The organism is Cocleimonas flava (assembly GCF_004339015.1).
GTDB classification, from domain to species: domain Bacteria; phylum Pseudomonadota; class Gammaproteobacteria; order Thiotrichales; family Thiotrichaceae; genus Cocleimonas; species Cocleimonas flava.
Genome location: NZ_SMFQ01000005.1, coordinates 172,246 through 192,316, shown reverse-complemented (window position 1 = coordinate 192,316; position 20,071 = coordinate 172,246). Strand labels below are relative to the sequence as shown.

Below are 20,071 nucleotides of genomic sequence, written 5' to 3'. Positions count from 1 at the left end.
AATCGAATAATTAACTAATTAGAAACAAAAATTTAAGGTTTACAACATGCGTCATCATAAAATAGGCAGACAACTTAGCCGTAACAGTAGTCACCGTAAAGCAACATTGCAGAGCTTATCTACAGCTTTAATTAAGCATGGAGCTATCAAAACAACTGTTGCTAAAGCAAAAGAATTGCGTCGTGTGGCTGAGCCATTAGTTACACGTGCTAAAGAAGATTCAGTTCATAACCGTCGTACTGCATTTGCAAGATTGCGTGACGATGAGTGTGTAGGCATCTTATTCAATGAATTAGGTCCTCGTTACAAAGAGCGTCCGGGTGGATACACAAGAATCATTAAGTGCGGTTATCGTGCTGGTGATAATGCTCCAATGGCTTACATTGAGTTTGTAGATCGTCCTGAAGCTGCAGAGTAATCTGTAACTAAGAAATAAAAAAAGCTGAGTTTATCTCGGCTTTTTTTATGAATTTTATAAAGATTATTCGTATCTAAAATTAGATAGATAATCGTTAACTTATTCTTGAAAGGAATTTGTAAGAGTTGAGTAGTTTATATTTTAGAATGTAACCTTGTGATAATTGCGAATATATTCGTATTACTTCAAAAGGTTATTTAATTATATCTATCTAACTCTTGTACTCACTACATAGTACATAAGAATAAGATATCTTTTGGTTAGTCTTGGTTATTCTCTTTGTTATTTGATGCGGTTTAAAGTTACTAATGATATTACTTCAGTGCGTTTGATTTTCGTCATTGACTGAAAATGATTTGGGGCTACACTGTTTGCCTCTTATTTAACAAGTACAAGATAATGGCACTAGGAAGCAATAAAACTGTTACCGCAGAACAGGCAAAGAAAAATGCGCGTTTATTTCATTATGGAAATATTCTATCAATAGCTATCCCTTTCCCGTTATTTATATTCTGGTTTGGCGCATCTATGTTTGTTTACGCATTATATCGTCATCATCCTAATCCTAGAGTCGGTTACTACACCCAGAAGGGTGCTTACTATTTTTATTCTCTAGCTGGTTTTTTGGTTGTTATTCTTACTTTTGCACCGAGAGTATTATTTGAAGATATTCGTTATGCGCTTTTATTGTGGGGATTATGTGCATTAGTTTTGATTCCTCTGTCTATTAAAGAGATAATGCAGATCAATCGTGAAGATTGGAAAGATACAGAGTACAAGGATAATACAAGGAATACAGGTAATACATGATGGTCGAAGTACGTAACAACTGGAACACTGAAGAAATTGAAGCATTATTCGATTTACCGTTTAATGACTTAATGTTTAAGTCACACTCGATACACAGAGAATGTTTCAATCCTAATGAGGTTCAGATTAGTACTTTGTTAAGTATTAAAACAGGCGCTTGTCCTGAAGATTGTTCTTATTGTTCACAATCTTCAAAAAATGATACTGGTCTAGAGCGAGAAAGATTATTACCTATATCTGAAGTTGTTGAAGCAGCTACTGAAGCTAAAAACAATGGTGCAACTCGTTTTTGTATGGGTGCAGCGTGGCGTAATCCTACAGACAAAAGTCTTGATCATGTCATTGAGATGATTAAGACAGTTAAAGACATGGGGATGGAAACTTGTGTAACGCTTGGAATGTTAAAAGAGCAGCAAGCACAAAAGTTAAAAGAGGTTGGTTTGGATTATTACAACCACAATCTTGATACTTCTCCTGAGTTCTACGGCACTGTTATTTCAACGCGTACATATCAGGATCGTTTAGATACGCTTGAGCATGTACGAAATGCAGGTATCAACGTATGTTCTGGTGGTATTTTAGGTATGGGCGAGACACGCAGAGATCGTGCAAGACTTTTGCAAGAACTTGCTAACCTACCTCAGCATCCTGAATCTGTACCTATCAATGATCTGGTTCAAGTAAAAGGTACTCCTTTAGATGGAATTGATAAGCTTGACCCGTTTGAATTTATACGTACCATCGCTGTAGCTCGTATTATTATGCCAAAATCATATGTTCGTTTATCTGCGGGCAGAACGGAGATGAATGACGAAATGCAGGCCTGGTGTTTCTTCGCTGGAGCTAACTCCATGTTCTATGGTGATAGGCTGTTAACCACTGATAATCCAGAAGAAAGTCATGATCAAAAATTGTTTACTCGCTTAGATATTAACCCTGAAAAAGGACTTAATGCAGAGCAAGAAAACATGCCAGAAAAACAATTAGCTTAGGGTACAGAATCACTAAGTAAATTTATTTTCATTTTTAATGTAATTATGCCGAAAAGACTGTTGAAGTTGTAAATAAAAATCGGCATAATGCGTCCCTTGTTTTTAAATGCCCATGTGGGAGAAGTACATTGCCAAATATTACATCAGCTAAGAAGCGCGCACGTCAATCTGAAAACAGACGTCAGCATAATAAACACATCCGTTCTGGTATGCGCACAACCGTTAAGAACGTTCTATACGCTATAGAAGCTGGTGATAAAGAAAAGGCTGTAGCAGCTTATAAAGAAGCTGTGCCTGCTATCGACTCTAGCGTAAACAAAGGCATTATTCATAAGAATAAAGCTGCAAGATCTAAAAGCCGTTTGAATGCAAAAGTTCAAGCAATGTAAGATCTGAAAGATTTAAAAAGAGCCAGCTTTATTAGCTGGCTTTTTTTTGCCTAAAATAAACAGGAAATGCCTCTAAAGTAGGGGGGTGGGGTATTTTAAAAACCATCTATTTCAGAGGGGATTTCATTATATAATGTGCCTCATAAACATCTAACAAATTAACATTAGAAGCTGACAACAATGCATACAAGAAAATTAGGTTTGTTCACAATATCTTCACTCGGTTTGGGGTGCATGAATTATTCTATGGGTTACGGCCCAAGACCGACTGAAGAATATTCTCACCAGCTGCTCAACGAAGCGCTCGATAGTGGCTATACATTCCTAGATACTGCCGCAATGTATGGAATGGGTCATAGTGAAGAACAAATTGGTAAAGGGCTCTCACATCGTCGTTCAGAATTCACGTTGGCAAGTAAATGTGGCATCTATAAGAATGCAGAAGGTCATACAGAAACAAATGGTCGGCCGGAAGTACTCTATAAAACCTGTGAAGACAGTCTTAAGCGATTAAACACCGATGTGATTGATCTTTATTACTTGCATCGTATAGATCCTAATATCCCCGTAGAAGAGAGTGTAGGCGCTTTAGCGCGTTTAGTTGAGCAAGGGAAGATTCGTAGTGTCGGGTTGTCAGAAGTCAGCTCTGATAGTCTCCAACGTGCGCATAATGAATACCCTATCACTGCATTGCAGTCTGAATATTCATTATGGTCACGAACCCCTGAAAGAAAAGTATTGGATACCTGTCGAGAGTTAGGAGTGACCTTTGTTGCGTTTTCTCCCTTAGGTCGTCAATTCTTGACGGGTAAGATTACTGATGTCTCCACACTGGGTGATGATAATTTTCGTGCGACTATTGCGCGTCCTCGTTTTGAACCTGAAAACTTTGCTGAAAACGCTAAATTACTTATTCCTTTCGCTGAAATTGCAGAACAAGTCGATTGTACTATGGCGCAATTATCACTTGCCTGGCTACTTGCTAAAGGTGAGGACATTATTCCAATTCCAGGAACCAGCAACATTGATCACATGTTAGAAAATGCGGGAGCCGGCGATATACAACTTTCTATAGAAATCGTTGAGCAGTTAGATCAATTGATTAATGATGAAACTGTCAAAGGTGAGCGTTATTCAAAAGCATTGATGGAAAGCATAGATTCAGAAAGAGATTGATTATTGTTAAGTATGAGCATCACTTAACTAATGACTGGTTGATTCTGTTGCTGCTTGTTCAAGATATGAGCGGGTATCATCATCTGCAGGGTAATACGATTCGATCATAATTTCCGCGGCTGTGATATCTATGGGGGTGCCAAACGAGGTTAATGTTGTGAGAAATTTCAATGTCTGTTCTCCCATACAAAAATCAACATAAATAAAAGGCTCGGATTTTCTTTCGAGTGTTGCAGATAATGCTAATTCTGCAACACCGGGATAATTCTTAAGGTTATTTAGTATTTTGTGATGACGTCCAGGAGACTCTTGTTGTTCTTGTTGTAATCGTCTTAATGTCGTGATGGCTACTTCTTCCCAATTTTGTAAGAAAGTTTTAAATCCATTGGGTGAGAGAACTAATTCAGCGATATTCATTGAAGAGGTAAATTCTGGGAACTCGGCTCTTATTGTTTGAGTGATATGATCGAATGCATTATTTTTTAAAATGATATTCCACTCCCAATCCAAAACTGTCAAAGGATATGGTTCTTGCTTCTCTAAAATAATTTCCAAAGTTTGTCTTAATCTCGACATTTCTGCATGATCAATAGGAGTCCGTGTGTAATGATCTGAAAAACCCGCGGCAGATAGCATTTCATTGCGATTCCTTATCGGTATATTGAGTACATCACAGAGGGTAAGGATCATCTGCTTACTCGGTTTACTACGTTCCGTTTCAATAAAACTAATGTGTTTGTTGCTTACGCCGGACTCTAAGGCTAAATCAAGTTGACTAAAGTTTTTGTGTTTACGCCAAAAACGTAATTGTTCGCCGATATTCATGGTTAGTTTGTACAAATAGAATGTTTCTAGTGATTCATATTATATGACGAAATGACTTTTATAAAATTACCTCTGAGGTAATTGTTTTGATTACCCGTCAATGAAAGAATGTATTCATCAATTTAAAAATTAAGGGAGTACGTAATGACAATTTTAAGAGGTTTCCTCATGCTATCCTGGCTGTTAATTATGGGTATCACTCTATATGCCGTAACTCAGCTTGGCTTCAATTGGCCTGCGGTTTTCTTTGGTGATCTGTTTGGTAATGAATGGCGTTCTCAGTTTAATACTGATTTCCTGATACATTTGTTGTTACTTTGTGCTTGGGTTTATTGGCGGGAAGAATCCAAACTGAAAGGTTCAATATACGGCTTTCTGAGTATTTTCATGGGGGGCATGTTTGGTTTTGCGTATTTGTTATTTCACTCATATAAATCTAAAGGAAATATGAAAGCTTTATTGTTGGGCTCACATTACGAAGGCGAGTAATTTAGAGTTTGGAAAATCCTTTGTAAGCAATATCTAATACTTCATGAATTTAATATGAGTCTTAAAAGCATTAAAATCTAAAAACTACCCAAAAGTAGGGGGGGACTTAGGTTTATTAAAAGAAACTTGTGTTTTTTATGATCTTGTATAGGCAATTCCATTCGATATAGCTAATTTGACACCCCCCTACTTATAAGCCTTTTTTTAAATTCTTTTAACGCCCGAGGCTAATTGCTTTGTCAATTCGGTGGCTGAGATTTCTTTACACCCGCTGATATTCTGGCCGCTCCATAAAGGGGAAAAATCTGAAGAACCTTGAGCTTCTGCTTTATTTCTCAGGGCCGAAATAGCTGTCAATGCTAATGGAAACTCTGGTGTTTGAGTGCTGATCGGTCCTAGTTCTGAAATTATCCGATTAATTATTCCTCTAGCTGGTCTGCCAGAAAATACATTGGTGATAGCTGTTTGATGAGCAGTGTCACTTTTAAGAGCCGTCCGATGTAGTGGAGTAACATTCGATTCATTGCAAAGTAGATATGCCGTACCAATTTGTACCGCTGATGCGCCCAGTTTTAATGCAGAGGCAACACCGTGTTCATCTGCAATGCCTCCAGCTGCTATCACGGGCACATTTACTCGTTTAACAATTTGAGGCAGCAACGCGAATGTTCCCATTTGGGTGTTCAGATCTTTTGATAAGAACATGCCTCTATGTCCGCCTGCTTCTAGCCCTTGAGCAATAATACCATCCGCCCCATTGGCCTCTAACCATAATGCTTCTTCAATTGTGGTGGCAGAGCTAATGATTTTTGTGCTCCAGCCTTTAACTCGTTGTAAAAGATCTTTTGCGGGTAAGCCAAAATGAAAGCTTATTATCGTGGGTTTAAAGGCTTCCAGAATATCAGCTATATCGTGGCTAAATGGTTCGCGACTTGGGCCGTCTGGAATGTCATTAGGGTCAATACCACATTCACTAAAGAAGGGCTGAAGTGCTTTGTGCCAATTATTTTCGGCATCTTTATTAGGTGTCGGTGGAGTGTGGCAGAAAAAGTTAATATTAATTGGGTTATCCGTATGAGATTTCAGGACATCTAATTCTTGTTTTAATGCATCATTGCTCAGCATTGCACAGGGAAGGGAGCCTAACGCACCAGCTGCTGAGACAGCCAATGCGAGCGTACTATCCTGAACTCCGGCCATCGGAGCCTGGATGATAGGGTATTCAACCTCTAGAAATGCATGCTTATTCATATTATCTCCTTTAGTAAATTGTTCCCTGGGTTATTCCAGTATGTGAAATGTTGATTTCTTAGGCAAAGCATAGATTGATTTTTAGTTAAAACGTTGGAAATATATTAATCCATTGTATAAATGTGGCAGAAGTAAAAAGAATTACATTTTTAAAATGAATTTTTAGTTTCACTTTCTGTTTTTTTGTGTAACTGCTTATGATTTTTTCTTCGTAAAATTAATTGAAATAATTATTGATATTCATGGTTTTTTTCGAATTTTATTTTGTTAATTTTCCTTAATCTAAGCTTAACAATGACTTAGCGTTTTTTGAAAATATGAACATCGATTTCCGTTTTATGCACAATTTAAAAAGCAAGCATTAATTCGGTCATAAAAGTGTAACATTCGCGCTTTTTCTATTTTAATCTATTAATATATCTCTATAACACATTGATATAAAAACGAAATATTTGTGTGATCAAAAATTGATCAATTAGTAAGGGAACTAAATAGAGTAAGGCTTTTAGGATTAATTCATAGGGATATGCACAGAGTTATCCACAGGTTTTGTGGACAAGTTAGTGTGAAAAAATAGTCAAGCTTTTTAATCGAAGAAATGCGGTTTTATTTTTTAAACTTTATGAACCAAGAGCATATAAAAAGTGCACCGAAAGGTGGGGGGTGCCAAAACAGATCTTCGATTATCTTTATTTAGATATAACTGCTGCCATATCTGCGAGTGATGCCTATGCAGTTGCCTTGATAAAACCAGGAATGTTGTTTTTAGTTTGATAAAGAAAAGAGGTGAGGGTCTTTCGTTCTAGCAATAAGCATGGCGAAAATATTGGTCTTTGAAAAATTAGATGTCTATCTCAGGAAAAACACCACAGACATAATCAAACCAATGGCAATTATGAAACCTCGCATAATATTCTGAGGGATACGATAGGCAAGTGCAGCACCTACATAACCACCGACGATAGCAGCTATCCCCATAATGACTAAAAAATTGTATTCAATAACGCCGCCAGAGGCATACACAAGGACAGCGATAGCGGTTAATAGCGCGGATACGAAATTCTTGATGCCATTCATGCTCAGAAGATTTGTTTGCCCTAAGAGCGCTAATGCAGCGAGCAAGATTATGCCAAGCCCGCCATTAAAATAACCGCCATAAGCACAAACGAAGAACATCACTAAAAAAACCGTTACTTTGCTTTTATTATGGTTCGTTTGTTTTGCTAGAGCGTCATTATCGGTTTCTTGTTTCTTTGGTAGTAAACGCGGCCCAATAATAAATAACAGCGTGGCAATAAGAATCAACCAGGGTATCAATGACGAAAATACCTGTTCGCTGGTAAATAATAAAATTGTGGCACCCAGAGAGCCACCGAGAATTGAAATGGTAGAAAGCGTTTTAAAGCTTAAGTTGGCAGGAAACTTGATATCTTTTCTAAAGCGCCATGCGCTTGCGATATACCCGGGAAGCAGGGCGGCGGTGCCAGTTGCATTAGCCATGACGGGTGGTACGCCAACAAATATTAGGGCAGGCAATGTAATGAAGCTTCCTCCACCTGCGACGGCATTTAACATTCCACCGAGTAAGCCAGCTGCGATAATTAAAAGATACTCTAACAAATTTGATAACTCACTTGTTTGTTTTGGCTTTTAAGGGTCTACCCATCATTAGCGCAAAAACGACGAGACCTCCTCCTACAAAGGTTAGCCAACTTAACTGTTCATCGAAGAAAAGCCAACCTTGTAAAACTGTAATGGGAGGTACTAAATAAAAATAACTCGCCACCTTGGTAGCCTCGCCATTCTGGATCATATACATCAAGAGTAAAACAGCGGCGAATGAGAGCACGATAACTAGCCATGCCAGTGTGGCGATAAAAGTCAGATTCCATTCTACTTCTCCCGTTTCTATGGTGAAAGAGAGAATGAGATAGAGTAATAAGGAGGAGGCATATTGATACATCGAACCTCTAATTAATCCTACATTTTGTGCATATTTTTTTTGTATTAAGGTGCCCGCGCAAATGCTTACTAATGCCACAGTTAGAAGGCCTATACCCTTTGCGCTAATGACACCCTCCCACTTTGAGGCGCCATAGATAACGATGGCTACGCCAAGGAAGCCCAGGAATAAACTCAACCATTCACGCTTGGTAATTATGGTGTGTAAAAATATCCCGGAAAATATCGCGATAAGAATAGGGTTTAAACTAACGTATAGAGAAGTGAGTCCGGTTGGCATCCCTACTGATATAGCTGCAAACACACCGCCAAGATAAAAGCCGTGAATCAGCAATCCGACCAGGCCTTGTATTGCGGCATCTTTGCCACTAATACTCGGACGCTTCATGATAAGTACCACGAGGAAGAATAGTGGTACGACGATTATCATGCGCCACATCAACATTGTGAAGGGTTCTGCGTACGGCAGGCCAAACTTGGCGCCGATAAAACCGGTGGACCAAAGTAGTACAAATATTATTGGGATGAAGCGAGTCATCGGTGGAGTATAGTCGTAAAGTTTAAAAACAGAATAGACAGATTGTTTTTAAAATTTGAATACAGTGTATGTTCTTAGTATTTTTAGAAAGAGTGAGACTAGTCGATTAACTTCCACTCTTTTGTTTTATGGTTATAAAACCCTGATTGTTCATAGGCTTTTTCAATTAGCCCCTCCTTGTGCATTAGTCGAATGCCTTTGTTCAATGCTTTTATCAGTGCTTCCCCGTTTCTTGATTTTTTAGAGATGATAAATACCCGTTTGCCCGGAAGGCTGGTTTTTACATTAGGGACGGGCACTAATTTTTCTCCAAATGCGATCAAGCTCATATCTTTGCTAGCCTGAAAGGGGGCAAGAACTATATCTGCATGTTTGTTTTTGAGTTTATCTACCGTCGCTTTCCAGGTGTTTGAAAACATGCAGTCGGCATTAAGATGCTTTAATAATTCGTTGTCTTTTTTCCAGTGTCGATTGCAACTAAACTTATAGTTGCTGAGGCTATCTTTGTCTTTGATGTTAATCTGGTTAACGCGGTCAGGCGTGGTGTAAAAACCTGCATAAAACTTATGTTCAGGTATGACAGCCTCAGTTATATAAAACAACTCTTTATAATTTTCATGACCTTCAATGTCATCTAGCCAGACTGAGTTGGCAAATGCCGCAATTGTTCCGTGTTTTATTTCAAGGATGACTCGTGAATACGTAATATCTAATGCCTCGATATTTATAGTCTTGTTATACCCGCCTTTTTTCAGTGCCTGTTGCCAGATAATAGCTTCAACGACATCTCTGTTGGTGTGTGAGCCAGAGTAATCTGTTATGTCCAGTGCTGACCTGTTTTTAAGGAGTTGGGTATATGCTTTATGGACATCATTTGGAACAACCGCATAATCACCATAAACAACGCTTATAGAAAGTGTGAGCAGGAGTGATATTATTGTTTTCCATATATTCATTGATAATATATTTTTCTTGGTTTTTGATGATACCTTTGCATTAAAAATTAAACAGAGTTAATAGGTTTATACCTACTTGTGATGATAGCGTATAATTGCCCGCACTATGGAAATTACAGCCCCCAAATTATTCTCGTACAGGAAGTTCTGGCCTCATAAGTTCGGAGCCGCCCCTGTATTGCCAATGTCACGTGATGAAATGGATGATCTCGGTTGGGACTCCTGCGACATCATTATTGTAACAGGCGATGCTTATGTCGATCACCCTAGCTTTGGTATGGCTATTATCGGCCGATTACTCGAATCTCAAGGCTTTCGTGTTGGGATTATTTCTCAGCCAGATTGGCGCTCAGCAGACGATTTTTGCAAATTAGGAAAGCCAAATCTTTTCTACGGAATTGCTGCAGGAAATATGGATTCGATGGTGAATCATTACACTGCAGATAGAAAACCACGTTCTGATGATGCTTATACTGCTGGCGCAAAAGCGGGTAAACGCCCAAATCGCGCAACCGTGGTTTATGCGCAGCGTGCCAGAGAAGCTTACAAAGGTGTGCCAGTAATTATTGGTGGTATCGAAGCGAGTTTACGACGTATTGCACAATACGATTACTGGACAGAAAAAGTAAGGCGTTCAATCTTGCCAGATTCAAAAGCGGATATGTTGCTTTTCGGTAATGCAGAAAGAGCGATTGTTGAAGTCGCGCATCGTTTAGCGGCAGGCGAAAAAATCGGCGAGATTACCGATATTCGCGGCACTGGGTTTATGCGTCAGGGAGTTCCGGAAGGCTGGACGGTGATCGATTCTACAGACCTCGATGAAGTCGGTTCTATCGAACACCCAGATTCAAATCCATACATCGATACTACGCAAACTGCTGATTGCGACAAGAATAGTCAGCAAGCGATTGATGATGAAACAGAAGCCAAATTAAACAGTGCGGCGGCTCAAGTGATTCATTTTCACGAACGCCCTAAAAAATTAGATCGCACTACTACGGTAATTCGATTGCCGTCTCACAATCAAGTGGTTGATAGTAAAGTATTATATGCGCATGCTTCACGTGTGTTTCATCTGGAAACAAATCCGGGTAATGCACGCTCGTTAGTGCAAATGCATGGCAAGCGCGATGTATGGTTAAACCCTCCGCCACAGCCGCTGAGTGCAGAAGAATTCGATGGCTTATTTGAATTTCCGTATACGCGTAGACCGCATCCTAGCTATGGTGATTTAAAAATTCCGGCTTACGATATGATTCGTTTTTCGGTGAATATCATGCGTGGTTGTTTTGGTGGCTGTACTTTCTGTTCAATTACAGAGCACGAAGGGCGTATTATCCAAAGCCGTTCGGAAGACTCGGTAATCAAGGAAATCGAAGCGATTCGCGATAATGTTCCCGGGTTTACTGGGAATATTTCCGACCTTGGTGGTCCAACAGCCAATATGTATCGCCTCTCTTGCAAGAGTAATAAAATCGAAGAATCTTGTCGTCGCTTATCTTGCGTGTATCCGGGGATTTGTGAAAACCTGAATACCAATCACAAGCCATTGACGAAACTGTATCGTCGTGCGCGTAAAATTGAAGGGGTAAAGCGCATCTTTATCGCTTCTGGTTTACGTTACGATCTGGCGGTTACAGATCCCGAATATGTAAAAGAATTAGTGACACATCATGTTGGTGGACGTTTAAAGATAGCGCCAGAGCATACAGAGCATAGTACGCTGTCTAAAATGATGAAGCCGGGCATTGGTAGCTATTACAAATTTAAAGAGTTGTTTGAGAAGTACTCGAAAGAGGCGGGTAAAGAACAATACTTAATCCCGTATTTTATCTCATCGCATCCGGGTACGACGGATGAAGATATGCTTAATTTAGCGCTTTGGTTAAAAGAAAATAACTTCAAGCCAGATCAGGTTCAAGGTTTTATTCCTACACCAATGGCACTTGCTTCGGCGATGTATCACAGTGAAATCAATCCGCTTAAAAAAGTGGGCGAAGCTTCCGAGCATATTGATTCGGCGCGCGATGCTAAATCACGACGTTTGCATAAAGCATTTTTGCGTTATCACGATCCGGATAACTGGCAAATGATACGTGTAGCTTTGAAACGCATGGGCCGTACTGAATTAATAGGAAATACCAAAGAACACCTGATTCCGGAGTTTAATGCTCGTCTCGAGAAAAGAGGTGGTAATGCAGGTGCTAAGAATGGCCAGGCTAAAAAAGGTAACGACTTCCATCATCGTATAAAAACAAAAGCGAATACGCAGAGTAAGGGTAAGCCTGGAGCTAAAGCAAAAACGGGCTTTGCCAAAGCAAAACCCGTTAAAAATTCAAGAAAGAAGCGTAGTTCAAATAGATAAAATACGTTTGGTATTTTATCTATTTAATCTGCTGAATAAAAAAGTGCCCCAAAGTAGGGGGGTGACTTTTTATTTAAAGTTGGATTGCGTTTGTGTTGAGGTAGCCACTGAGGTTAACTCAGGTTCGTCGCTAGGAAAATCTGGCAACTCGGGAAGTTTCAAGAATGCCTCCAGTAGCTTTTCAGCCCAGTTAGAGCTCAGCAATTGCCAGTAAGGGTCATTAGCACTAAAAATTTTGTACTTGCCAGGCTGCAAAGAATTAATGTGGTAACTCTGAATCTCTATCGGTGGTCCAACTGTAGAGTTACTTCGCATGGTTGAATCCATAGATACCATGGCTGCACGAACGGCATCACGCTCTGTGGTTTTGTCCGTGATTACTCTATCTAGTAGTGGTTTTCCGTATTTGATTTCACCAATCTGCAGAAACGGTGTGGTTTCTGGGCAGGTGATATGATTTCCCTGTGGGTAAATCATGAAGATGTTTGCAGGCTCTGTGCCAATTTGTCCGCCTAGAATGAATGTCGATTCAGCATTGAAGCCAGCCATCATTCCCAGATTGTTATTTTTGTTTTGTGCTTCTAGACTAATTCTGCCAATGTAGTCAGCAACTGCTGATATATACTTAATATTGAGAAGGTTTTCTGCAGCAGACTCCTTCATGTCTCGTTCAATTGTCTCAACCACTGCTTGTGTAGTCGCAAGGTTTCCAGCACTTACCAGTAAAAACTGTCGCTCTCCGGGCACACCCCACTTAAACATTTTGCTGTAGGTGGATACATGATCAGGACCAGCATTGGTTCTGGAATCAGAGGCGAAAACCAAGCGGTTGTTGGTTTTAATGGCAATACAATAAGTCATACTAAACGTGTTTTAACCTTGGTTATAACGAAATAAATTTGAGTGAACAGAGATTTTAGAGTTGTTATTCTTCTGAATGTGTAATGCGAATATTGAATTTTGCTGATGTATATGCGTTACACAGCCATACAGTATACGCCTGTTCGTACCTTTATATATAGCTATTTCTTCACATTTCAATCATAGAAGTATTTTATCAGTTTCATGTTAAATAAAAATGTACTGTGGCACACCTTTTGCACTATAACTTATAGAGACAAGGGTATAGAGGTACAACATGGGAACAGTGATATTCTTTGTTCTATATCAATCTTCAATTAGGTAAGAATAACTCTCAGCTATTTGTGATTTATAGTCTGAGCAATAATAAAGTCAATAAATAGGTATTTTATGGAATGGAATGATTACAATTCCGGGGTATTCTTTGATGAGATCATGGAAACGAGCTCACAACCTCGAACTGTCGCAAAAGAACTATATAACTACTTAAAATCTCTTGATAAAAATGAAGTTCTGGCACGTAAAATGGCTTCGGAACGCTGCATAGAAGAGATGGGGGTATCTTTTACCATATATTCGGAAGGTAATAATATCGACCGACACTGGCCATTTGATATCATACCCAGACCAATCCCATCGTCCGAATGGAAGATCGTTGAAAAAGGCCTGATACAACGTATCAAGGCGCTAAACATGTTTATCAATGACGTCTATAACGATCAAAAAATCTTAAAAGATAAACTAGTCCCGAGGCATCTGATTGAAGGCTCATCAAACTATTTAAAGGCATGTCAGGGCATAACGCCCCCTCATGGTGCATGGGCGAATATTTCTGGCACTGATTTGGTGCGAGATGGTGATGGTGTCCTAAGAGTGCTAGAAGATAACTTACGTGTTCCTTCTGGTGTTTCTTATATGATCGAGAATAGAGAAATCACCAAAAGAATATTCCCTGAAGTGTTTGATACCCAATGTATCTCGCCAATTACAGATTATCCAATCCGATTACATGAAATGCTGGCTTCATTATCTCCAAGAAAAGATGTAGCCCCAGTGATTGCTGTACTAACACCGGGTATCTACAACTCAGCTTATTACGAACATTCCTTTTTGGCGCAGGAAATGGGTGCAGAATTAGTCGAAGGGGCGGATTTATTCGTCGATAAAGATGACTGTGTTTATATGCGCACAATAAACGGCCCACAACGCGTTGATGTTATCTATCGCCGTGTCGATGATGTGTTTATCGACCCAGAAGTATTTAATAAGCATTCAATGTTGGGTGTGCCAGGAATCATGAGAGCCTGGAAGAAAGGCAATGTTGCCATATCTAATGCGCCCGGTAGTGGTGTTGCTGATGATAAAGCGGTATATGCCTACGTGCCCAAGATGATTAAGTATTATCTCGATGAAGAGGCAATTCTGCCTAACGTCAAAACCTACCTGTGTTACGAAGACGATGATTTTGCTTATGTGAATGAGCACCTTGAAGATTTGGTCATCAAACCGGTAAATGAGTCAGGTGGATACGGCATTCTGTTGGGTCCGAAAGCGACTAAAGAAGAGATCGAAGAATTTCGTGGTTTGATCGCGAAGAACCCTCGTAATTATGTTGCACAACCCATGCTAGATTTATCAACCGCTCCTGTCATAACCGATCAAGGGATTGCACCTAGGCATCTTGATTTACGTCCTTTTATTTTACAAGGTGAAAATTGTTGGGTGACTAAAGGAGGTTTAACACGAGTTGCAATGGTAGAAGGGTCACTTGTTGTGAATTCATCACAGGGTGGTGGTAGTAAAGACACCTGGATTGTTGAACAGGAGGATGAATAATTATGTTATCTACAAGTGCAGAACGTGTTTACTGGTTAGGCCGTTACATAGAAAGAACTGAAGATACCGCAAGAATGCTTAAGGCATTTTCGCAAGTCATGATGGATATTCCCAAGGCTCAGAAGCTGGATTGGAATATGTTATTGCGAATTCTGTCTTCTGAGCATGAATTTAATAAACTTTATGACGAAGCTACTGAGAAGAATGTAATCAAGTTTCTGTTAGCCGACATCAGAAACCCAAGTTCTATTCGCTCATCCATTAAAGCCGCTCGCGAAAACGCTAGAACATCCAGAGATGTTATACCTACGGCAGCGTGGGAAATGCTCAACGATTTGAATTTATTTATCAAAGAATCGGTGGATGATTCAACGCACAAAAGAGTGCGTTATAAATTCTTAACAGAAATCATCTCCAGATCATTACAATTTAATGGCATGATACAAAATTCATTAAGTCGAAATCAGGCTTACGATTTCTTACAGTTAGGCATCATGCTCGAGAGGGCTGATATGACATCCAGAATACTGGATGTGGCAGCGGGTATCCTCTTGCGTCGAGATAGTATAGAAATTAATTCTTTTGATATGCTGATCTGGCTTGAAATACTGAAAGCACAAAATGCCGTGCAGATGTATCGAAGTGCGAATGGTCCAAAGATTGAACCGACTAAAGTCCTTCACTTTATTTTATGCAGAGAAGAATTTCCTCGTTCGATTAAGTACTGCTTATCTGAAATTGAGAGAAGTGCTTCTAAATTACCGGATAATCAAGACGTTTTTGAAGGCTGGGATTTATTGCTAGGTCAGTTGAACAGTTTCGATGAAAACAAAGAAGTCTCTCCGGAATTCTTACATCGTTATTTCGATGATATTCAAAAAGGAATTATAAAAATTCACAACAGAATCAGTCTGACCTGGTTTCCAAAGTCGATAGAAGTAATAACCGAACAAACGTCAGATGAAGAGATTGATGAGTCGCCGCTTCAAAACGACGAAGATCTTTCTCAAAAACAAACCCAAGCCTGAATCAGGAATAATAAAATATGACAATAGATGTAGCTTTAAACCATAAAACGTCGTACACGTATGATCGCGCCGTCAATCTTTCCCCGCATGTTATTCGTTTGAGGCCGGCTCCACATTCACGTACTCCGATCAAATCCTATTCTTTGCGAATTGAACCAGCAGATCATTATATCAACTGGATGCAGGACCCTTTCGGAAACTATGAAGCACGATTGGTATTTCCTAACAAAACCACCAAGTTTTCTTTCGAAGTCGACTTAGTGGCAGAATTGACAGTCATTAACCCTTTTGACTTTTTCGTTGAAGAGTATGCTGAAAATTATCCTTTTGAATATAAAGCCGAACTAAAAAATGAGCTATCACCGTATTTACATGTCTCTGAAAATGGAGACAAGCTCAACGAGTGGCTGAAAGGTGTTGATAAGTCTGAAGTACGTGTACAGGATTTCCTCGTACAGTTGAATCAACGCTTAGAAAAAGAGATCGGCTATAACATCCGTATGGAGCCAGGTGTTCAGACCTGTGAAGAAACGCTCGAAACAGCAACCGGTTCTTGTCGTGACAGTGCCTGGTTGCTGGTACAAATTTTACGTCACCTCGGTTTAGCCAGTCGTTTCGTTTCAGGTTATTTAGTGCAGTTGACTTCGGATGAAAAATCACTGGATGGACCTTCAGGCCCTGAAGAAGATTTCACTGATTTACACGCGTGGTGTGAAGTATTTATCCCGGGTGCAGGCTGGATTGGTCTTGACCCAACATCAGGTTTATTTGCCAGTGAAGGCCACATTCCGCTGGCATGTACTGCTGACCCTGGAAGTGCTGCACCGGTAACAGGCGGCATGGATGAATGTGAAGTCATCGACTTCAATTTCAGCAATGTTGTAACACGTGTAAGGGAAGATCCTCGTGTAACCAAACCTTATACAGAAAAGCAGTGGCAAGCGATCAATGCTCTGGGTGAGAAGGTTGATGAAGTACTCATCGCTGAAGATGTGCGTCTTACCATGGGTGGAGAGCCAACCTTTGTCTCCATCGATGACATGGAAGCACCGCAATGGAACACCGATGCACTTGGAGAACATAAACGTATTCTGGCAGGGCAGTTACTGTTAAACCTCAAGGATCGTTTTTCTACAGGTAGTTTGCTACATTATGGCCAGGGTAAATGGTATCCAGGGGAAGAGATTCCACGCTGGGCGCTAGGTACTTATTGGCGCAATGATGGAAAAGCGATCTGGAAAAATCCTGATCTTATAGCGAAAGATTATGAAGATTACAAACAGACGCCTGAACATGCGAAAGAGTTTGCGCGTATTTTAACCAAGCATCTTGGGCTGTCTGATAAGTACATTATTCCGGCGTTTGAGGATCAGTTATATTTCCTTTGGAAAGAGGGTACGATCCCGATAAATCTCGACTCACAAAAAGCGAGTTTGAAAGACTCCTTAGAACGTCAGGCAATTGCAAAAGTGCTGATGCAAGGTTTGGACAGTGAAGTGGGTTATGTTCTGCCGATTAGCTGGGATTACAACGAACTAAAATGGCACAGTGCGCCTTGGCAGTTTAGAAATGATCGACTGCAATTAATACCAGGTGACTCACCGATGGGTCTCAGATTGCCACTCGACTCATTACCATGGCAAGCAGAAGATGAGCGCGAAATACAAACAGATCGCGACACCATGGAAGAGCTAGGCGAGCTAGATGATTATTATGGTGAAGTTGTTGATCGTTATGAAAATTCGGATGACGATGAAAATGAATCTAATGTAGGTATTCTTGAAAGTTACTTTGGCTGGTTGAAGCGTAAGTCGAAAAAGAGACAGCAGCCAACTGCCGACATGAAGCTGGAAAAAGACTCAGGTAAAGAAACCAGCAGTAAGAAAAAAGGCAAGAAAGGAAAGAAAAAGGAAACCGAAAAGTTTATTGTTGATGTGCCGCATACCGCGCTGTCTATCGAAGCACGAGATGGCTATTTGCACGTGTTTATGCCGCCATTGAGTTACCTTGAGCATTATCTGGAATTGATCAGTGCCATAGAGTTAACCGCAGAAAAACTGAAAACACCGGTGCGTATTGAAGGCTACCCGCCACCACGTGATCATCGTGTTACTTCATTCCAGATTACGCCTGATCCGGGCGTTATCGAAGTTAATATACACCCATCGAACAACTGGGCAGATCTGGTTAAACACACTGAAATTCTCTATGAAGAAGCACGTATTTGTCGCTTGGGCACAGAGAAATTCATGCAGGATGGCAGACACACCGGTACCGGTGGTGGTAACCACGTAACACTGGGCGCTGCGCAACCTACGGATAGCCCGTTCCTGAGACGACCTGAATTGTTACAGAGTTTTGTTACGTACTGGCAACATCATCCAGCCTTGTCTTATTTGTTCTCGGGATTATTTATTGGCCCAACCAGTCAGGCACCACGTGTCGATGAAGGTCGTGATGAAAAACTCTATGAGTTGGATATCGCATTCTCTCAAATGCCAAGTGGCGAGACTGATCAGCCTTGGTTAGTGGATCGTTTATTACGTCATTTATTGACGGATATCACGGGTAATACGCATCGTTCAGAGTTTTGTATCGATAAACTATTCTCTCCAGATTCGGCATCAGGACGTCAGGGGATTCTAGAGTTCCGTGGTTTTGAAATGCCACCACATCCTCACATGAGTTTGATGCAAGCCTTGTTGATTAGAACCTTGCTAGCTTGGTTCTGGAAGAATCCATACAAGAAGCCTTTGGTTCGTTGGGGTACAGAGCTCCACGATCGTTTCATGCTTGGTCATTATGTCGCATCGGATATGAAGGAAATTATCCGTGACATCAATGATGCTGGTTATGACTTCAAATTTGAATGGCTTGCGCCTTTCATTGAATTCAGATTCCCACGTTACGGAACGTTGCAGTTAGGTGATAAGCAAGTCGTATTGCACGGCGCAATTGAACCATGGCATGTGCTGGGTGAAGAATCTGGAAGTCAGGGTACAGCGCGTTACGTGGACTCTTCGGTAGAACGTGTTCAGATAACTGTTAACGGTTTCACTGATTCACGTTACATCATTGTGTGTAATGGTCATCGTGTGCCGTTAAAGAGTACGGGAACCCATGGCGAGTATGTTGCGGGTATCCGTTACAGAGCGTGGAATCCACCTTCGGCATTGCATCCAACGATTGGCATTCATGCGCCATTGGTTATCGATGTTGTTGATACCTGGAATGATCGCTCAATAGGTGGTTGTACTTACCATGTGGCACATCCGGGCGGATTAAACCCTGAGAACTCACCGATTAATGCGGTAGAAGCTGAATCACGTAGAGTCAGTCGTTTCTGGGACTTTGGTCATACACCTGCGAGTGCTCCGGTAGTTGCTCCACCATTACTGGGTGGTAAGCAGAGCTTTGTCACACATCAGAAGAGTAGTTCTGATTTCAGTGAATTGTCAGAAGAAATGACAGCTGAATATCCGTACACCTTAGATCTAAGATGTTTTAAATCGTAATGAGTTTGTGACATTGATTAGGTAAATACTGGACTAAGCTTATAATGTTTGATTGTTATAAGCTTAGTCTTTGTATTCAATATTCTATAAAAGCATCAATAAAAAAGTGCCCATAAGTAGGGGGGTGACTTAAGCAATAACCAATAACCAATAACCCTATGTATTATCTACAACGCATCCATTCTTAAGTTCGTCTTCATCAGGAATCTCAAATCGTGGTTCCATAAAATCAAACATCATCTCAGTAACTTCAAAAGCATAAACGTCGGGGTCTTTCTCCGCGTTGCGTTTCTCCACACGTTTCCTGCGAATATCTGTCGGTGCATCTAAATAATGCACTTCGGCATCTATGCCTAACTTAGCTGCTCGTTGAGAAAATAATTCTCTTTGTTCTTTGGTGGTAAAGCCCAGATCTAAAATGACATTTCCATCGATCGCCAGAATTTGTTCACTGACTTTCCAGATTTTCTCGTAACAGCGGTTCACTCTTTCAATCATCCAGGAATAATCTAACTCTGTCATATCATCTGCGAATAGTGTTTGCATCCATGGGTCTATGGAGAATCTGATAGCTTTAGCATCTTTAGCAAGTGCTACGGAATAAGTGGTTTTACCAACGCCTGTAGGACCGCAGACTAGAATTAATCGTGCCATTTTTTC

At 40.4% G+C, this 20,071-nt stretch carries 17 protein-coding genes; 10 read left to right on the top strand and 7 right to left on the bottom strand.

All coding sequences use genetic code 11. From position 1 onward, the window contains the following. The first annotated feature begins 46 nt into the window (after positions 1–46). From rplQ to EV695_RS17240, 5 genes are all read left to right on the top strand, one after another. Entirely contained in the window at positions 47–418 is a 372-nt protein-coding gene (rplQ, locus tag EV695_RS17260; protein ID WP_131907265.1) for a 50S ribosomal protein L17, read from the top strand. Positions 419–817: 399 nt separating this feature from the next. Further along, the gene (locus EV695_RS17255; protein ID WP_131907264.1) at positions 818–1,228 is read left to right on the top strand and encodes a hypothetical protein; all 411 of its coding nucleotides are present in this window, start codon (positions 818–820) and stop codon (positions 1,226–1,228) included. After that, the gene (gene bioB, locus EV695_RS17250; RefSeq protein ID WP_131907789.1) at positions 1,228–2,220 is read left to right on the top strand and encodes a biotin synthase BioB; all 993 of its coding nucleotides are present in this window, start codon (positions 1,228–1,230) and stop codon (positions 2,218–2,220) included. The genes EV695_RS17255 and bioB overlap by 1 nt, the downstream gene beginning before the upstream one ends. Positions 2,221–2,348: 128 nt before the next feature. Continuing rightward, complete coding sequence (rpsT, locus tag EV695_RS17245) at positions 2,349–2,609, top strand: 30S ribosomal protein S20 (RefSeq protein ID WP_131907263.1); 261 nt, start codon at positions 2,349–2,351, stop codon at positions 2,607–2,609. Positions 2,610–2,789: 180 nt separating this feature from the next. After that, complete coding sequence (locus EV695_RS17240; protein ID WP_131907262.1) at positions 2,790–3,785, top strand: aldo/keto reductase; 996 nt, start codon at positions 2,790–2,792, stop codon at positions 3,783–3,785. 27 nt (positions 3,786–3,812) lie between these two features. Here the strand turns inward: EV695_RS17240 and EV695_RS17235 are convergent, their stop codons facing one another. Further along, entirely contained in the window at positions 3,813–4,610 is a 798-nt protein-coding gene (locus EV695_RS17235) for a helix-turn-helix domain-containing protein (RefSeq protein ID WP_131907261.1), read from the bottom strand. 144 nt (positions 4,611–4,754) lie between these two features. Here EV695_RS17235 and EV695_RS17230 point away from each other — a divergent pair, with 144 nt between their 5' ends. Beyond that, the gene (locus tag EV695_RS17230; protein ID WP_131907260.1) at positions 4,755–5,099 is read left to right on the top strand and encodes a hypothetical protein; all 345 of its coding nucleotides are present in this window, start codon (positions 4,755–4,757) and stop codon (positions 5,097–5,099) included. A gap of 204 nt (positions 5,100–5,303) precedes the next feature. Here the strand turns inward: EV695_RS17230 and EV695_RS17225 are convergent, their stop codons facing one another. The 4 genes from EV695_RS17225 to EV695_RS17210 all read right to left on the bottom strand — a co-directional run bounded on the left by EV695_RS17225 (position 5,304) and on the right by EV695_RS17210 (position 9,806). Next, on the bottom strand, positions 5,304–6,350 hold the full coding sequence (locus EV695_RS17225) for an NAD(P)H-dependent flavin oxidoreductase (RefSeq protein ID WP_131907259.1): 1,047 nt from the start codon (positions 6,348–6,350) through the stop codon (positions 5,304–5,306). Between the two features lie 849 nt (positions 6,351–7,199). After that, positions 7,200–7,970 carry a sulfite exporter TauE/SafE family protein gene (locus tag EV695_RS17220; RefSeq protein WP_131907258.1) on the bottom strand — a complete coding sequence of 257 codons (771 nt, stop codon included), beginning with the start codon at positions 7,968–7,970 and terminating at the stop codon, positions 7,200–7,202. Between the two features lie 10 nt (positions 7,971–7,980). Continuing rightward, positions 7,981–8,850, bottom strand: a complete 870-nt coding sequence (locus EV695_RS17215) for a DMT family transporter (RefSeq protein WP_131907257.1) — start codon at positions 8,848–8,850, stop codon at positions 7,981–7,983. A gap of 98 nt (positions 8,851–8,948) precedes the next feature. Next, complete coding sequence (locus EV695_RS17210) at positions 8,949–9,806, bottom strand: hypothetical protein (RefSeq protein WP_131907256.1); 858 nt, start codon at positions 9,804–9,806, stop codon at positions 8,949–8,951. 184 nt (positions 9,807–9,990) lie between these two features. Here EV695_RS17210 and EV695_RS17205 point away from each other — a divergent pair, with 184 nt between their 5' ends. Further along, positions 9,991–12,171: a YgiQ family radical SAM protein gene (locus tag EV695_RS17205; protein WP_424273803.1), complete on the top strand. Its 2,181-nt coding sequence runs from the start codon at positions 9,991–9,993 to the stop codon at positions 12,169–12,171. 69 nt (positions 12,172–12,240) lie between these two features. On the opposite strand, the gene EV695_RS17200 is transcribed toward EV695_RS17205, so the two are convergent. Further along, on the bottom strand, positions 12,241–13,032 hold the full coding sequence (locus tag EV695_RS17200) for an Ntn hydrolase family protein (RefSeq protein WP_131907254.1): 792 nt from the start codon (positions 13,030–13,032) through the stop codon (positions 12,241–12,243). Positions 13,033–13,422: 390 nt separating this feature from the next. Between EV695_RS17200 and EV695_RS17195 the strand changes: the two genes are divergently transcribed. From EV695_RS17195 to EV695_RS17185, 3 genes are read left to right on the top strand one after another with little or no spacing between them, the layout of a single operon-like run. After that, positions 13,423–14,868 (top strand): circularly permuted type 2 ATP-grasp protein, encoded by a 1,446-nt coding sequence (locus EV695_RS17195; RefSeq protein WP_131907253.1) that lies wholly within the window; start codon positions 13,423–13,425, stop codon positions 14,866–14,868. Between the two features lie 2 nt (positions 14,869–14,870). Further along, positions 14,871–15,896, top strand: coding sequence for an alpha-E domain-containing protein (locus EV695_RS17190; protein ID WP_131907252.1), 1,026 nt, complete (start codon positions 14,871–14,873; stop codon positions 15,894–15,896). A gap of 17 nt (positions 15,897–15,913) precedes the next feature. Then, the gene (locus EV695_RS17185) at positions 15,914–19,411 is read left to right on the top strand and encodes a transglutaminase family protein (protein WP_131907251.1); all 3,498 of its coding nucleotides are present in this window, start codon (positions 15,914–15,916) and stop codon (positions 19,409–19,411) included. Positions 19,412–19,567: 156 nt separating this feature from the next. Here the strand turns inward: EV695_RS17185 and EV695_RS17180 are convergent, their stop codons facing one another. Next, a complete protein-coding gene (locus tag EV695_RS17180; protein WP_131907250.1) occupies positions 19,568–20,065 on the bottom strand; it encodes a P-loop nucleotide/nucleoside kinase family protein in 498 nt (165 codons plus the stop codon). Between the last annotated feature and the right edge of the window lie 6 nt (positions 20,066–20,071).

What these genes read in the sequence shown, in the direction of transcription:
- rplQ (WP_131907265.1), top strand. Translation starts at nt 47, where the DNA reads ATGCGTCATCATAAAATAGGCAGACAACTTAGCCGTAACAGTAGTCAC.
- EV695_RS17255 (WP_131907264.1), top strand. Translation starts at nt 818, where the DNA reads ATGGCACTAGGAAGCAATAAAACTGTTACCGCAGAACAGGCAAAGAAA.
- bioB (WP_131907789.1), top strand. Translation starts at nt 1,228, where the DNA reads ATGGTCGAAGTACGTAACAACTGGAACACTGAAGAAATTGAAGCATTA.
- EV695_RS17240 (WP_131907262.1), top strand. Translation starts at nt 2,790, where the DNA reads ATGCATACAAGAAAATTAGGTTTGTTCACAATATCTTCACTCGGTTTG.
- EV695_RS17235 (WP_131907261.1), bottom strand. Translation starts at nt 4,610, where the DNA reads ATGAATATCGGCGAACAATTACGTTTTTGGCGTAAACACAAAAACTTT.
- EV695_RS17230 (WP_131907260.1), top strand. Translation starts at nt 4,755, where the DNA reads ATGACAATTTTAAGAGGTTTCCTCATGCTATCCTGGCTGTTAATTATG.
- EV695_RS17225 (WP_131907259.1), bottom strand. Translation starts at nt 6,350, where the DNA reads ATGAATAAGCATGCATTTCTAGAGGTTGAATACCCTATCATCCAGGCT.
- EV695_RS17215 (WP_131907257.1), bottom strand. Translation starts at nt 8,850, where the DNA reads ATGACTCGCTTCATCCCAATAATATTTGTACTACTTTGGTCCACCGGT.
- EV695_RS17210 (WP_131907256.1), bottom strand. Translation starts at nt 9,806, where the DNA reads ATGAATATATGGAAAACAATAATATCACTCCTGCTCACACTTTCTATA.
- EV695_RS17205 (WP_424273803.1), top strand. Translation starts at nt 9,991, where the DNA reads ATGTCACGTGATGAAATGGATGATCTCGGTTGGGACTCCTGCGACATC.
- EV695_RS17200 (WP_131907254.1), bottom strand. Translation starts at nt 13,032, where the DNA reads ATGACTTATTGTATTGCCATTAAAACCAACAACCGCTTGGTTTTCGCC.
- EV695_RS17195 (WP_131907253.1), top strand. Translation starts at nt 13,423, where the DNA reads ATGGAATGGAATGATTACAATTCCGGGGTATTCTTTGATGAGATCATG.
- EV695_RS17190 (WP_131907252.1), top strand. Translation starts at nt 14,871, where the DNA reads ATGTTATCTACAAGTGCAGAACGTGTTTACTGGTTAGGCCGTTACATA.
- EV695_RS17185 (WP_131907251.1), top strand. Translation starts at nt 15,914, where the DNA reads ATGACAATAGATGTAGCTTTAAACCATAAAACGTCGTACACGTATGAT.
- EV695_RS17180 (WP_131907250.1), bottom strand. Translation starts at nt 20,065, where the DNA reads ATGGCACGATTAATTCTAGTCTGCGGTCCTACAGGCGTTGGTAAAACC.